Here is a 13,679-nt window from a genome sequence, read left to right on the forward strand (position 1 = left end):
GGAGGGGGCTTGCCCCCTCCCACATTTTGAATTGCACAGGGGTTTGGATCAGCGCAGCAGTTTGCTGTCCAGTACCACCGACGACTCACCGATCACACTCTCGGCCAACTGCACGAATTCTTTGGTGTTGACGCTGTTCACCCGCATCAACGCCTGCGCCAGATCGTCCAGGGAGCGTTTGTTGTGGGTCTTCACGCGGATCTCACGGTCCAGCTCCTGCAATACCACCACCGAACGCGCCAGCCTCGCGCCGTTGACGTGCTCGCCTTTGAGAGTGGTGACGTCTTTGCCTTCTTTGGTCAGCCGCGCCTGGATCGCCGCATAGCGTTCATCGGTAATGCCACCGGCACGTCGCATCAGCTCAATCGCGTAGTACTCGCCCAAGCCCTCGCTGATCCAGTCGCTGCTGTCGTGGTCATTGAAGCGTCCGATGGCCTGCACCACTTCGCGCAGCAACGGGCTGCTGCCATTTTCGCCCACCAGCGGCGTGCGGCTGTTGAGGTAGATCGAATCGCGTAACGAATAAGCGCCCCGCCGCATCGGGTCACTGGCACCGACAATCAACAGTTTGCCGGGATGGCGCGGGAACGCGGCTTCCACCTGGGGCCAGACAAACGTCAGCAACGTCAGCACGTCCATGCGGCGCATGCCCTGGCCCTTGGGCGAGGCCACGGTGACGTCGGTTTCACCCAGGCGCAGGCGGCGGCTGCCGAGGTTGCCCGCCAGCATCCAGCCGGTGGGACGGTCGAACAGGCGGGACACGTTGTCGATGCGGAATTTGTTCTGGCCGATGCGCGGCCAGGCCGTTTCGACGCTCTTCCAACCCGTCGGCAGTTCGAACATCAGACGTGAGACCAGCTCGACGCCGTCTTGCTGGTCGAGACGTGCGGCCGGCACCAAGTCTTCGCCGCGCAGTAACGCCCAGCCGGGCGTGATGCGTGTGTCATACACGCCGGGCTTGCGCGCATGGGCCAGGCGCACCCGGTAGGTCAGGCTGGCCTTGTCAGGGCTGGGTTGCCACAGGCCACGGTTGCCCGTGACTTGCCACTGGCCATCGGCCTTGAAGTCGCTGTAGTCACCGTCGCGGCCCAGGTCGAAGTTCAGGCTGCGCACCGCCGCGCCCTGGGACAGGCTGACGCGCACCTCGGCCTGCTGGCTTTGGGGCAACAGCTTGATGTGGTAATCCAGGTCGACTTTCTTCGCGCACCAGCCCGGCCCGCTCAGCGCCAGCACGACCAGGCCCGCTGCCCACTTGGCGGCCACCTTCATACACACTCCTCATTCAGCCTGCGCGGAAAATCAGGTAATCCTCCCAGTCGTCCTCGGGCACGCTGCCTTCGCTGAGCATGCGCCCGGACTGGGAAATGCGTTCATGGTGCACCGCGTCACGGTCGCCGCAGACCAGGTGATGCCACAGCGGCAAGTCCTTGCGCTCGCTGACCAGGCGATAACCGCAGGTCGGCGGCAACCATTTGAACTGATCGGCCTGGCCCGGTGTGAGCTGAATGCAATCAGGCACCGAGGCGCGGCGGTTGGGGTAATCAGTGCACTGGCAGGTTTTCAGGTCGAGCAGTTTGCAGGCGATACGCGTGTAATAGACGCTGTTGTCGTCCTCATCCTCAAGCTTTTGCAGGCAGCACAGGCCACAGCCGTCGCACAATGACTCCCACTCCTCTTGGTCGAGGTGCTCAAGGGTTTTGCGTATCCAGAAAGGTTCGACTTTGGCGGCCATGGCTCTGCATCAGTATCGGAAGATGAAAAGGCCGCCAGTCTAGTGCCCAAGCCCGTTGGGGCCAAGCACTTACGACTGACGGTGTTGCAAGACTTGTCAGGCCTGGGTGGGCGCAGTAGTTTTGAATCCCGTTTTTTTCATCAGGGTCTGTCCATGAGCAATAACCCCCGTGTTGCCGATTATCCGATCCACACCCAATTCACCGAGCGCTGGTCGCCCCGCGCCTTTACCGGCGAGAGCATCCCGCAGGAGACGCTGCTGAGTTTCTTCGAAGCAGCACGCTGGGCGCCTTCGGCCTACAACTCGCAGCCGTGGCGGTTTCTGTATGCGCGCCGTGACACGCCGGACTGGGAGCGCTTCCTGGGCCTGCTGAATGAATTCAACCGCAATTGGGCGCAGCATGCGTCGGCCCTGATCATCATCGCGTCGAAAACCGACTTCATCGCCCCGGGTGCTACCGAAGAAACCCCGGCGCTGTGGCACACCTTCGACACCGGCTCGGCCTGGGGCCACCTGGCGCTGCAAGCCAGCCTCAGTGGCTGGCACACCCACGGCATGGCCGGTTTCGACCAGGAACTGACCCGCAAGGAGCTGAAGATTCCCCAGGGTTATGCGCTGCATGCGGCCGTGGCGGTGGGCAAGCTGGGTGACCAGTCGAGTTTGCCGGAGTACCTGCAAGGGCGCGAAATGCCGAGCCCGCGCAAGCCGTTGAGCGAGCTGGTGTCCGAGGGGAACTTCAGTCTCTAAGCATCGCCCTCTCATCCTCTGTAGGAGCGAGCTTGCTCGCGAAGAACGTCAACGATGACGCGCACTTTCTGAATAAGCGCGGCGCCTGTGAGTTTTTCGCGAGCAAGCTCGCTCCTACATGAGGCCATCGGGCAAGCTCTTCAGTACCCGCGCTCGAAATCCACTTCCCCGCGTAGCGCTTGCTTGGCCTGATACGCCCGCAGGTTCTGCACAAACAACTCCACCATCATTGGCGGCGAGGTCGGGGCCGAGCTGTGCCCGGTCAACAGCAAACCCCACGCCGTCCAGAACGGGTGGCGTTGCGGCAAGGGCTCCTGGCGGCACACGTCGATCACCGCGCCGGCCAGGTGCCCTTCTTTGAGCGCCTCGACCAGATCGGCGTCCACCACCGCCACGCCGCGTCCGACGTTGATAAACAACCCGGTGGGCTGGAATTGCTTGAACAGCGCCGCGTCGTACAGGTCATGGGTATCAGGCGTGTTGGGCAGCAGGTTGATCACGTAATCTACCTCCCCCACCAGCCGGCCCAACTGGTCGAGCCCCGCCACTTCGATAAACGGTGCCTGCTCGCGGGCCTGGCTGGCGATGCCATACAACTGCACGCCGAACGGCAGCAGAAACTCGGCCACGCGCTGGCCGATGTCACCGGTGCCGACGATCAGCGCCTTACGCCCCGCCAGGCTCTGGCCCATGCGGTTATCCCATTTGCGCTCCACCTGGCTGACCAACCGCGCCAGCACTTCACGCTCGTGGCCCAGCATGTAGGTGAGGACAAACTCGGCCATGACCTGGCCAAAAATGCCTACCGCGCGGGTCAGCCGGTAGTCGCGTGGCAAGCCATCGGCCAGCAGGGGCGTGATGCCCGCCCAGGTCGATTGCAGCCATTGCGGATGATGGCCCTGGCGCAGCAGGGTAGCCAACAGATCGGGCTGGCCCAGCCACACCGGACAGTCGGCGGCCAGGCGCGAGAGTTCGGCCGAGTCGCCGCTGGTCAGCACTTCGAGGTCTGGGGCGGCGTCCCTGAGCAATTGGGCGTAGAGCGGATGATCCTGTTCAGCAATCAGAACACGCATGGTTCAAACCTTTGAAAAAACAGTGCAGACGGCCGCCCGCATCCTTACGGCCACCGTCCTCTAATACGATTCCATTGAAGCTGTGCCCTGAAGCGGGCACTGGTCGATCACATCGGGTCGTTGCGGCGCAGCAGCTCTTCGGGCAAGTGCTCGATGTACTCGTCCTCGGCCGGCGGCATTTGCAGGTGGTAGCCCTGCTTGTCGAGGTTTTCCAGCACCACGGCGATGTCTTCGCGCGACAGCTTGCGCTCCGGCGTCAGCACCATGTCAAAGGCGTGATGCGCCTTGCCAAAGGCTTCCATCAACGGCTCGGGCACGCGCTCCAGGGCATCGCTTTTGAGCACATAGAGGTACATGCCGTCTTTTTTCTTGCTGCGGTAGATGGAGCAAATACGTTTCAAGGCTGTTCTCCGGCATTGGCCAGGCTGTCGAGCAACGCCTGGCCCATCAACTCGCGGCGCCAGCCACGCAGCGAGTCTGGCAATTGGTAAGGCCCATCGGGGTAGCCACTTTTAACCAGGGCTTCGAGGGTTTTCTTGCGCAGCATCAGTTCCGGCGCCATGTCCAGGCGCTCGGCGAAGGTTTGGCCCAGGGCACGCAGTTGCTTGATCAACGCTGCAGCGTCCACCGGTAACGGCTCTGCCACGGCAGGCGGCCATTGGTCCATGGGCAGGCTGGCAGTGCGTTTGATCAGGTCCAGCAGGAACTGGCCGTCCTGGCGCACCGTACGCGGGTGCATGTCTTCGATCTTGCCCAGGGCGGCGAGGTTATCCGGCTGGGATTTGGCCAGGGGCCATAACGAGTGCTCGCGAACGATGCGGTTGCGCGGCAAGTCGCGGGCACGGGCCTGCTGCTCGCGCCAGGCGCAGAGCTCACGCAGCACTGCGAGTTGGGCACGGGACAATTTCCACGCCAGCTTGGCGTCGCGGTACAGCTCGTAGGGGTCGATCTCACGGCGCAGGTTGGCCACCAGTTCGGCGCCGTCTTCCAATACCCACGCGTATTTGTCGTCCGACAGTTGCGGGCGCAGGCGGGTGTAAACCTCGGCCAGGTGCACGGCGTCTTCGGCGGCGTAGCTGACCTGCGTCTCTGACAATGGCCGCTGCAGCCAGTCGGAGCGGGTTTCGCCCTTGGGCAGCTCGATATCCAACACCGCCTGCACCAGGCGCGAGTAGCCCATGGAGAAACCGAGGTTGAGGTACGCCGCCGCCAATTGGGTGTCGAACAACGGCACTGGCAAGCTGCCAGTCAGGCGCAACAGCACTTCCAGGTCTTCGCTGCAGGCATGCACCACCTTGATCACCGCCGGGTTCTCCAGCAAGGCGGCCAAGGGTTGCCAATTGTCGATAGTCAGGGGGTCGATCAGGTAAGCGCGCACGCCATCACCGATCTGGATCAGCCCGGCAATAGGGTAAAAGGTGTCGACCCGCATGAATTCAGTGTCGAGGGCGACGAATGGCAACTGCTGCCATTCGGCGCAATGCTGGCCGAGGCTATCGTTGTCGCAGATCCAGTGAATATCGATGGCCACACGGCTCTCCCTTGAAGAATGGCGCGCAGTATATATCGCGAAAGGGGCTTGCGAGCATCCGCAGTGCACACGCCATCATGAAAACTCCGACAGGAGAGGAAGAATAGTCCTACAAACGGGCGTTATCCTCTCTTACGCAAAACGTAGACGCACCATCGCCGCGAGCCCGGCAGGAACTCTTGGTAATTGAGGATTTTGAAGCCGGCTTGGCGAAACTCGCTCTCTACCGGCGTGCCCACGTTCACGGCAACAATCACCGTGTCGCGACTGACGCGGTGAAACTCATGCAATAACATGAGTCGTGCATCGCTGCCGGGCACATGGCGAAACAAATCCAGGCAGAAAATACAGTCCACCGCATTCGCCGAAAGGCCAATGGAAAACGCCGAGCCCTGGAATGTTTTGACACGCTTGAGCAACGTACCCGGGTGATGGGTGCGCGCGTGATCGAGCATCGCCTGGGAGTTGTCCGAGGCCAGGATCACACGGTTGACGTGTTCGGCCAGCACCGGCCAGAAGCGCCCGGAACCGCACGCCAGGTCGAGGATAAGCCCTGGCTCGCCCGCCACTTTCAGGGCCTGGCGCACCAAACGCGCATCGCGCCACGCCGACAGGCGCTGCAACAGCCTGGGCGGACGCGGGTCGCCACAGCCCCTGGCATGCTCACGGTCATAGCGCTCGGTGAATTCGGTCTCGATGGAGGATGGAGGTTGTGGCGACATCGCGGGCTCATGTGAATGAAACGGTAGTGAACGACCTTGATCCGCAGCTTAACCTTCGCAACGTGAAAAAAAGGTCGAAAGCCCACCCCGCTAAAACCGGTCACGCTTGATGCAAGTACCACCGCCAATCCTGCTCCCCCACCTCGCCCATGAACTGGCGGTATTCGGCACGTTTGACCGCCAGGTAAACGCTTAGAAATTCGCGCCCGAACGCATCCGGTGCCCAGCGGGAGGTTTCCAGCGCGCGCAAGGTGGTCAGCCAGTCGGTGGGCAGCAGTTCCTTGGCCTGGGCGTAGCCGTTGCCTTGCACCGGGGCGCCAGGGTCGAGCTGTTCGCGGATGCCTCGATGAATCCCGGCCAGGATCGCAGCAGCCGCCAGGTAGGGGTTGGCGTCGGCACCGCAGATGCGGTGTTCGATATGCCGGGATAGAGCCGGGCCACCGGGCACGCGCAGGCTGACGGTGCGGTTGTCCACGCCCCAGGTGGCAGCGAGCGGCGCATAGCTGTTGGTTTGGAAGCGTCGATAAGAGTTGGCGTTGGGGCAGAACATCAACAGTGAATCGAGCAAGGTACTGAGCATGCCGCCCACGGCTTGGCGCAGCAGTGGCGTGCCGTCGGTCGCTTCACTGGCAAACAGGTTATTGCCCTGGGCATCGGCCAGGCTGACGTGCATGTGCATGCCGGTGCCGGCCAGGTCGTCGAACGGCTTGGCCATGAAACAGGCGGTCATTCCATGTTTGTGCGCCACGCCCTTGACCAGGCGTTTGTAGCGCACGGCTTCGTCCATCGCCTGCAGCGCGTCGGTGCGGTGTTCGAGGGTGATTTCCACTTGGCCCGGCGCGTACTCGGAGATAGCTGTGCGCGCCGGAATCCCTTGCAGTTTGCAGGCGCTGTAGAGGTCGGCAAGAAACGGCTCGATCTGCTCCAGTTCGCGCAGGCCGTAGACTTGCGTCGAACGCGGGCGATTGCCATCCACATCCCGCGCCGGTTGCGGGCGGCCGTTGCTGTCAGGCTTTTGGTCGAGCAGGTAGAACTCCAGCTCCGCCGCCATCACCGGGTAATAACCGTCGGCCTTGAGCGCCTCGATAACATTGGCCAGCAGGTGCCTGGGGTCGGCCACGGTGGCGGGCAGGCCTTCGGTGGGGTGCATGCTGACCTGCACCGCTGCGGTGGGGATCAAGCGCCATGGCATGCGCTGCAAGCTGCCGCTGATCGGGTAGGCGCGGCAGTCAATATCCCCCACCTCCCAGACCAGCCCGGAGTTTTCTACGTCATCGCCATTGATGGTCAGGCCGAGGATGGTACTGGGCAGAGGCCGGCCACTTTCGTACACCGCCAGCAGTTCGTCGCGGTGCAGCAGCTTGCCGCGCGGTACGCCGTTGTTATCGAGGATAAACAGCTCGAACATTTCAATGTCGGGGTTCTGTTCAAGGAAGGTCTGGGCTTCATGCAGGCTGGCAAAAACACTCATGGGAATTCTCATACGTTTGCGTCAGGCAAGCGCGCAGGCGCCGCCGGGCAGATGCGCACAGGTGCGCGTCATCCTTGGGGTAGATCAACGTAGGAGAGAGGTATCTGGCGGGCGCGCGTGTCGGCAATGGAACAAGGCCCAGAACGCAAGCGCAGACGGCAATGTCGCGGTGTGAGTGTCGGGGCAAGCGTGCATGCGCGGTCCACAGTGATAGAGAGACTGAAGCGTCACACGCGAGGATACGCGAGTAAATTCAGGCTTGATGGAGTTTGGTTGCAGTTTGGCTAAACATTCTGTCTGGAGGAGCGAGCTTGCTCGCGAAGATCGTTAACGATAACGCGGATGCCTGGTTCACAGCGGCGCACACAGCTTTTTCGCGAGCAAGCTCGTTCCTACCAAAAACGGGCATTATGGCTGCTTCAACCGAGCCCCAAGGATTCGACTCCATGAAAGCGCCTCTGGCCCTCTGTGTACTGGCAAGCCTGGCCAATGTCGCCCAGGCCGACACCGCTGCATCTCGCCTTGACGACGTGATTGCGCGCGGCACCCTCACCGTGTGTACCACCGGCGACTACAAGCCTTACACCTCGCTGCGCAGCGACGGCGGCTATGAAGGTATCGACATTGCCATGGCCGAGTCCCTGGCCAAGAGCCTCAACGCCAAAATCAACTGGGTGCCCACCACCTGGAAAACCCTGATGCCGGACTTTCTGACCCAACGCTGCGACATCGCGGTGGGCGGAATTTCCGTGTCGTTGGAACGTCAGAAAAAAGCCTTCTTCAGCCAGTCTCTCGGGGTCGATGGCAAGATCCCACTGGTGCGCTGCGCCGATGTGCAGCGCTACCAGACGGTGGAACAGATCAACCAGCCCCAGGTGCGAGTGATCGAGCCCGCCGGTGGCACCAATGAAGTGTTTGCCCGTGCGCACCTGGGCCAGACGCAGATTCGCCTGCATGACAACGTGACGATTTTTGATGAACTGCTGGCGGGCAAAGCCGATGTGATGATTACCGACGCCAGCGAGGCGCGTTATCAGCAGAAGCTCAAGCCTGGGTTGTGTGCGGTCAACCCGGAGCAACCGATGCAGTACAGTGAAAAAGCGTTTTTGTTGCCGCGCGATGATGTGGCCTGGAAGAGTTACGTGGATCAATGGTTGCATTTGAGTGTGGCGACGGGGGCGTATGCGGGGATTGTGGGGCAGTGGTTGGCTGCGCCTTGAATGTGGCCCCCGCGATCTAAATGTGGGAGCTGGCTTGCCTGCGATAGCTATAAGTATCTACACAACGCTGTAACGGTCGACGGTAACCACGATGCGAAGCGAGTCGCTCTTGATCTTGATCTGCTTTTGATCTCAGGCGCCCCGTTAAACCACGCTGGCCGTAATTCGACAGTGATTTGGGGGGTAAACCGGCAGGGATGCCGGTTTAGCCGCCCCGCGCCATGGATGGCGCGTGGCGGCGCCCCCCCAAATCACTGGCGGATTACGGGCACACCGAGCCTAAGCGAGGTGCCGAGTGGTGGGGCAAGAGCCCTTTGGTTACTTTGGGGCTCTTTTCCAAAGTGACCCGCCGTCAGGGCGGAACCCTAGGTGGCCGTTACCGCAGGAATGGATATGTACACAATCCACGGTGTTGACTGTCAGGCCGTCTTCGCAGGCAAGCCAGCTCCCACATTTGAATCGCGGGGCATCAGGTAGAAAGGCGTCGGCTGGCGGGCCGTCATCGCGGGCAAGCCAGCTCCCACATTGGGATCCTGGGGCGTCAGCCCGGTCCTACGCCTTGATCAACGCTACAAACGCCGCACACGCAGCGCTGCGATACGCGCCCTTGCGACTCAGGAGTGCCGCGGTGCGCTGCGGCAACGGTGGATTGATCACCACGGCATGCAGGCCTGCCTGGGCCTCGGCCAGTGCGCGGGGCAGGATGGTTGCCAGGGGCGTGCTGCGCACGATTTCGATGATCGCGCTGATGGAGTTGGCCTCCATGGCAATCTGCGGTTTAACCCCTTGTTGGTGGCAGTAGTCGTCGATATAGCGGCGGGTGGCGAAGCCTGTGTTCAGTAGCACCAGGGGCTGTTCGAGCCAGGCTGGTTGTGTGCGTTCTGGATGGCTGGCACTGACGACCAGGCTCAGCTCTTCGACAAACAGCGCCTCACAGTCGATCTCCAGCCCATGCTCGCCGGTAAAGCCGATGCCGATATCCAGCAGGTCCTCGCCCAGGGCGGCTTCGATGCGGTCTTGGGTCAGTTCCTCAATGCTCAAGGTGATGCCGGGATACAACGCATTGAAGCGTGCCAGCAGCGGGCCGATCAGGTAGGCGGTGAAGGTCGGCGTCATGGCCAGGCGCAAATGCCCCCGGCGCAGGTCCTGCACGTCATGTATGGCGCGGGTGCCGGCCTGTAGATCCTGCAAGGCCAGCCGCGCATAACGCACATAGGCCTGCCCCGCGTCGGTCAGGCTGACACTGCGCCCGGAACGGTCCAGCAGTGGCGCGCCCAGGCTTTCTTCCAGTTGCTTGATCTGTTGCGACAAGGTCGGCTGCGACACGTGCAGCGCCTCGGCGGCACGCGTGAAATTGCGATGCTCGGCAACGGCCAGCAAGTAACGGATATGACGCAACAGCATGGGCAGCGCTCCAACTATAGGCATGACTTATAGAAAGCATAATAAACCGGTCTTGGACGCTATAACCGAAAACTTCCATCCTTGCCCCATCAGCGACGCAAGGAGAACCACCATGCAGCATCTCATCGACGGCTTTCGCAAATTCCAACGTGAAGCCTTTACCCCTCGCAGTGACTTGTTCAAACACCTGGCGACCACGCAAAACCCCGGCACCTTGTTCGTGTCCTGCTCTGACAGCCGCGTAGTCCCCGAGCTGTTGACCCAGCAGGAACCCGGTGACCTGTTCGTCATCCGTAACGCCGGCAACATAGTGCCGTCCTACGGCCCGGAACCGGGAGGCGTGTCGGCCACAGTCGAATATGCCGTAGCGGTGCTGGGCGTCAGCGACATTGTGATTTGCGGGCACTCGGACTGCGGTGCAATGACTGCAATTTCTACCTGCAAATGCCTGGACCACCTGCCCGCCGTGGCCAACTGGTTGCGCCATGCCGAGTCGGCCAAGGTGATCAATGCAGCCCGTACGCATGCCTCGGACGCTGCCCGCCTGGATGCCTTGGTGCGCGAAAACGTGGTCGCCCAACTGGCTAATCTCAAGACCCACCCTTCGGTCGCCCTGGCGCTGGAACAAGGCCGGATGAACCTGCATGGCTGGGTGTACGACATCGAAACCGGCGGCATCGACGCTTTGGACGGGCACACCGGGCGCTTCGTCTCCCTGCTCGACCACCCCAGCACCCGCGCCCACGCCGCCTGAACCTTATTCAACCCAAGAGGACGTCACCATGTTGCAATCCCAATTCGCCCAAACCCCACGCCTGGCCCTGGCCGACACCGTTATCGACCTCAAGGCACGCAAAAACCTGTCGTGGCAGGACCTCACCGACGGCACCGGGCTGAGCCTGGCATTCGTCACCGCAGCCCTGCTCGGCCAGCACCCGCTGCCCAAGGAGGCGGCCGACATCGTGTGCGGCAAACTCGGCCTTGACGAGGACGCCAGCCGACTGCTGCAAAGCGTCCCACTGCGCGGCAGCTTCCCGAGCGGTGTGCCGACCGACCCAACCATGTACCGTTTCTACGAAATGCTGCAGGTCTACGGCTCTACCTTGAAGGCCCTGGTGCATGAGCAATTCGGCGACGGCATCATCAGCGCCATCAACTTCAAGCTGGACATCAAGAAAGTCGAAGACCCGGACGGCGGCTCCCGTGCGGTCATCACCCTGGACGGCAAATACCTGCCGACCAAACCCTTCTGATTTGCCGCCAACCGTCTACGCTCTTGGCACACCAACAAGAACGAGGGACGGGTAAATGAAGAGACTGCTCCGATTCACCTGGCTGCTGCTGTTGTGTTGCAGCCAGGTGCATGCCGCCACGGCACAGGAAGCGGATGCCCAAGCCGCCAAGGCCCTGCTGGAAAAAGCCTTGGCGTACTACCACAAGCAAGGTGACAAGGCCTTCGCCGCCTTCAGCCGTCAGGGCGAGTTCATCGACCAGGACCGCTATGTGTTTGTGGTCGATACAAAAGGCGTGCTGTTGGCCAGTGGCGGGCCCTCCTCCGCGCTGATCGGTCGCGATGTGTCCGAGGTGCTCGGGCCCGACCTGCAAGCCTCGTTCAAACAAGCCCTTAGCGTGCCCGAAGGCCAGGGTATCCAGCAGGCTGACTATCGCTGGCAGAACTGGAATGACGGCAAGGTCGAACACAAGCATGTGTTTTATCAGCGGGTGGGCGAACGCATCCTGGCGGTCGGTTATTACTTGCCGCGCGCCACGCCGGAACAGGCACGGGCGCTGCGCAACAAGGCGGTGGAGGCGTTAGTCAAGGATGAAACCGGCACGCTCAAGGCGATCAACTCTTTGCAGGGTGGCTTCCTGCAAGATGACCTGTACGTGTTTGTGGTGGACCTGAACACCCGGCGCTACGTCGCCCACGGCACCAACCTGCGCCTGATCAACACCGATTTTGCCAAGATCAAGGACCCGGATGGCAAACCGGTGGGTGTGCCGATCCTCCAGATGATGGCCGAACAGGACCAGGGCGAATACAAATACCGCTGGAAAAACCCGGTGACCGGCAAGGTCGAGAACAAGCATGCCTATGTGCGCAAGAGCGGGCATTTCATGGTTGCGGTGGGGTATTACAGCCCCTGATCCTGATCGTTCCCACGCTCTGCGTGGGAACGCCGCCTGGGACGCTCCGCGTCCGCTTATCTAACTTTGTCTTCACGGCCGCGCAGTACCCGATTCGGCATCGCTATCGCAGCGGCCAACCCCAGCAGCGACACCGCCGCACTCACCATCAGCAAATGCCGGAACGTCACCGCCAACTCGTCGCGCAACGCATCCTGCGCCGGGCCGGGTGCGGCGTTGAGGCCGTCGAGCAGTACGTTGCCGGAACTGCCTTCGGCCACCAGTGCGCCGCTCGTCAAATGGGCGAAACTGGAATCGTGCAACAGCGCCAGCAGCAACGCCGACATGCAAGCCACCCCCACTGCCCCGCCCAGGGAGCGAAACAGGTTGGTGGTGCTGGTGGCCACACCGATATCCCGTTGCTCTACCGAGTTCTGCGTCCCCACCAACGAGGTCGGGAACTGCATGCCGGCGGCGATACCGCACAACAACATGAAGACGCTGGTAAGCGCCACCGCCTGGGGGGCGCTGTAGGCCATGCCGAGAATCGCCAGCGGGCTCAACACCGCGCCGCTGAGGATCATCGGTTTATAGCGGCCGGTCACCGAGGTCATGCGCCCGGCGAAATACGCGCCCATCGGCAAGCCCATCGCCAACGGCAGCAAGTGCAGGGCTGCGCTGTCGGCACCAGCGCCGGTCACGGTCTGGTAGCGCAGGGGCATCAGCACCGTCAGGGAAATCGCCTGGAAGCTGGTGACGAAAATCGTGCACCAGCACAACACCGCACTGCGGTTGGCAAACAAGTGCATCGGCAACAGCGGTTCCCGTGCGCGGCGTTCGTGCCATACAAACACGCTCAAGGCCAACAGGGCACAGGCCAGCAACCCCAGCACTTGATCGTCACGCCACGAATGGCCCTGGCCGATTTCAGTGATGCCCAGCAACAAGGCGGTGAGGCCGACGATCATCAGCACCGTGCCGAGGTAATCGATGATCGGCTTGCGCTGCGGCACCGGCAGCCCCACCAGAGTGCGATGGGCCACGTACCAGGCACCGACGCCCAGTGGCAGGTTGATCAAAAACACCCATCGCCACGACAGGTACTCGGTCATATAACCGCCCAGTACCGGCCCGGCCACGCTGGCCACCGCGTACATGCTGCTGAAATACCCCTGATAACGTCCCCGTTCGCGGGGAGGAATAATGTCGCCAATGATCGCCTGGCTCACCGAGACCATCCCGCCAGCGCCGATACCCTGCAGAACCCGCGCCAGCACCAGTTGCTCCATGCTTTGCGCAAGGCCGCAGAACAGCGACGCGAGGGTGAACACGCCCATGCCGATGAGCATCATGGGGCGGCGCCCATACAGGTCACCGAGCTTGCCGTAGATCGGCACCGCCACGGTCATCGCCACCATGTAGCCGGAGATCACCCAGGCGAGCAGGTTGACCTCATGGAACTGTGCGGAAATGGCCGGCATGGACACGGCGACAATGGTCTGGTCCAGGGCACCCAGGAAGATCGCCATCATCAGCGCGACCAGGATACTGCGCACGGCGGGAACGGTTGGAGCGGGCTGATTGAGGTGTGTCACGGCAGAACCTTCGAGCAGGGCCCACAGGCAACGGTCACCGGTGGGAATGCTCGATAC

At 62.0% G+C, this 13,679-nt stretch carries 14 protein-coding genes; 5 read left to right on the plus strand and 9 right to left on the minus strand.

Translation table 11 applies throughout. From position 1 onward, the window contains the following. Positions 1 to 48: 48 nt before the first annotated feature. Together FXO12_RS09910 and FXO12_RS09915 are read right to left on the minus strand one after the other, a co-directional pair. Positions 49 to 1,269, minus strand: a complete 1,221-nt coding sequence (locus tag FXO12_RS09910) for a hypothetical protein (RefSeq protein WP_057975680.1) — start codon at positions 1,267 to 1,269, stop codon at positions 49 to 51. 13 nt (positions 1,270 to 1,282) lie between these two features. Then, positions 1,283 to 1,732: a YcgN family cysteine cluster protein gene (locus FXO12_RS09915; protein WP_003172524.1), complete on the minus strand. Its 450-nt coding sequence runs from the start codon at positions 1,730 to 1,732 to the stop codon at positions 1,283 to 1,285. A gap of 153 nt (positions 1,733 to 1,885) precedes the next feature. On the opposite strand from FXO12_RS09915, the gene FXO12_RS09920 reads away from it, so the two are divergent. After that, positions 1,886 to 2,479, plus strand: coding sequence for a nitroreductase family protein (locus tag FXO12_RS09920; protein WP_057975679.1), 594 nt, complete (start codon positions 1,886 to 1,888; stop codon positions 2,477 to 2,479). 140 nt (positions 2,480 to 2,619) lie between these two features. On the opposite strand, the gene FXO12_RS09925 is transcribed toward FXO12_RS09920, so the two are convergent. The 5 genes from FXO12_RS09925 to FXO12_RS09945 all read right to left on the minus strand — a co-directional run bounded on the left by FXO12_RS09925 (position 2,620) and on the right by FXO12_RS09945 (position 7,276). Next, the gene (locus tag FXO12_RS09925; protein WP_054919992.1) at positions 2,620 to 3,552 is read right to left on the minus strand and encodes a D-2-hydroxyacid dehydrogenase; all 933 of its coding nucleotides are present in this window, start codon (positions 3,550 to 3,552) and stop codon (positions 2,620 to 2,622) included. A gap of 107 nt (positions 3,553 to 3,659) precedes the next feature. Further along, positions 3,660 to 3,953, minus strand: a complete 294-nt coding sequence (locus FXO12_RS09930) for a YcgL domain-containing protein (RefSeq protein WP_003189597.1) — start codon at positions 3,951 to 3,953, stop codon at positions 3,660 to 3,662. Then, positions 3,950 to 5,083 (minus strand): ribonuclease D, encoded by a 1,134-nt coding sequence (gene rnd, locus FXO12_RS09935; protein WP_034126618.1) that lies wholly within the window; start codon positions 5,081 to 5,083, stop codon positions 3,950 to 3,952. Before rnd ends, FXO12_RS09930 begins: the two co-directional genes overlap by 4 nt. 122 nt (positions 5,084 to 5,205) lie before the next feature. Next, a complete protein-coding gene (locus tag FXO12_RS09940; protein ID WP_054919994.1) occupies positions 5,206 to 5,805 on the minus strand; it encodes a class I SAM-dependent methyltransferase in 600 nt (199 codons plus the stop codon). A gap of 100 nt (positions 5,806 to 5,905) precedes the next feature. Next, complete coding sequence (locus FXO12_RS09945) at positions 5,906 to 7,276, minus strand: glutamine synthetase family protein (RefSeq protein WP_034126616.1); 1,371 nt, start codon at positions 7,274 to 7,276, stop codon at positions 5,906 to 5,908. A gap of 446 nt (positions 7,277 to 7,722) precedes the next feature. Between FXO12_RS09945 and FXO12_RS09950 the strand changes: the two genes are divergently transcribed. Further along, positions 7,723 to 8,496 (plus strand): transporter substrate-binding domain-containing protein, encoded by a 774-nt coding sequence (locus FXO12_RS09950; protein WP_034126615.1) that lies wholly within the window; start codon positions 7,723 to 7,725, stop codon positions 8,494 to 8,496. Positions 8,497 to 9,048: 552 nt separating this feature from the next. On the opposite strand, the gene cynR is transcribed toward FXO12_RS09950, so the two are convergent. After that, on the minus strand, positions 9,049 to 9,900 hold the full coding sequence (gene cynR, locus FXO12_RS09955) for a transcriptional regulator CynR (protein WP_057975678.1): 852 nt from the start codon (positions 9,898 to 9,900) through the stop codon (positions 9,049 to 9,051). A 112-nt stretch (positions 9,901 to 10,012) separates the two neighbouring features. On the opposite strand from cynR, the gene FXO12_RS09960 reads away from it, so the two are divergent. The 3 genes from FXO12_RS09960 to FXO12_RS09970 are packed head-to-tail and all read left to right on the plus strand — an operon-like array spanning position 10,013 to position 12,048. Continuing rightward, positions 10,013 to 10,654, plus strand: a complete 642-nt coding sequence (locus FXO12_RS09960) for a carbonic anhydrase (RefSeq protein ID WP_003189587.1) — start codon at positions 10,013 to 10,015, stop codon at positions 10,652 to 10,654. A 28-nt stretch (positions 10,655 to 10,682) separates the two neighbouring features. After that, positions 10,683 to 11,153, plus strand: coding sequence for a cyanase (cynS, locus tag FXO12_RS09965; RefSeq protein WP_014717475.1), 471 nt, complete (start codon positions 10,683 to 10,685; stop codon positions 11,151 to 11,153). A 55-nt stretch (positions 11,154 to 11,208) separates the two neighbouring features. Beyond that, positions 11,209 to 12,048, plus strand: a complete 840-nt coding sequence (locus FXO12_RS09970) for a cache domain-containing protein (protein WP_034126612.1) — start codon at positions 11,209 to 11,211, stop codon at positions 12,046 to 12,048. Between the two features lie 56 nt (positions 12,049 to 12,104). Here the strand turns inward: FXO12_RS09970 and FXO12_RS09975 are convergent, their stop codons facing one another. Next, positions 12,105 to 13,622, minus strand: a complete 1,518-nt coding sequence (locus FXO12_RS09975) for an MDR family MFS transporter (RefSeq protein WP_057975677.1) — start codon at positions 13,620 to 13,622, stop codon at positions 12,105 to 12,107. Between the last annotated feature and the right edge of the window lie 57 nt (positions 13,623 to 13,679).

Source organism: Pseudomonas sp. J380 (assembly GCF_009827115.1).
Lineage (GTDB): Bacteria > Pseudomonadota > Gammaproteobacteria > Pseudomonadales > Pseudomonadaceae > Aquipseudomonas > Aquipseudomonas paracarnis.

What these genes read in the sequence shown, in the direction of transcription:
- FXO12_RS09960 (WP_003189587.1), top strand. Translation starts at nt 10,013, where the DNA reads ATGCAGCATCTCATCGACGGCTTTCGCAAATTCCAACGTGAAGCCTTT.
- FXO12_RS09945 (WP_034126616.1), bottom strand. Translation starts at nt 7,276, where the DNA reads ATGAGTGTTTTTGCCAGCCTGCATGAAGCCCAGACCTTCCTTGAACAG.
- FXO12_RS09920 (WP_057975679.1), top strand. Translation starts at nt 1,886, where the DNA reads ATGAGCAATAACCCCCGTGTTGCCGATTATCCGATCCACACCCAATTC.
- FXO12_RS09940 (WP_054919994.1), bottom strand. Translation starts at nt 5,805, where the DNA reads ATGTCGCCACAACCTCCATCCTCCATCGAGACCGAATTCACCGAGCGC.
- cynR (WP_057975678.1), bottom strand. Translation starts at nt 9,900, where the DNA reads ATGCTGTTGCGTCATATCCGTTACTTGCTGGCCGTTGCCGAGCATCGC.
- FXO12_RS09925 (WP_054919992.1), bottom strand. Translation starts at nt 3,552, where the DNA reads ATGCGTGTTCTGATTGCTGAACAGGATCATCCGCTCTACGCCCAATTG.
- cynS (WP_014717475.1), top strand. Translation starts at nt 10,683, where the DNA reads ATGTTGCAATCCCAATTCGCCCAAACCCCACGCCTGGCCCTGGCCGAC.
- FXO12_RS09970 (WP_034126612.1), top strand. Translation starts at nt 11,209, where the DNA reads ATGAAGAGACTGCTCCGATTCACCTGGCTGCTGCTGTTGTGTTGCAGC.
- FXO12_RS09910 (WP_057975680.1), bottom strand. Translation starts at nt 1,269, where the DNA reads ATGAAGGTGGCCGCCAAGTGGGCAGCGGGCCTGGTCGTGCTGGCGCTG.
- FXO12_RS09950 (WP_034126615.1), top strand. Translation starts at nt 7,723, where the DNA reads ATGAAAGCGCCTCTGGCCCTCTGTGTACTGGCAAGCCTGGCCAATGTC.
- FXO12_RS09915 (WP_003172524.1), bottom strand. Translation starts at nt 1,732, where the DNA reads ATGGCCGCCAAAGTCGAACCTTTCTGGATACGCAAAACCCTTGAGCAC.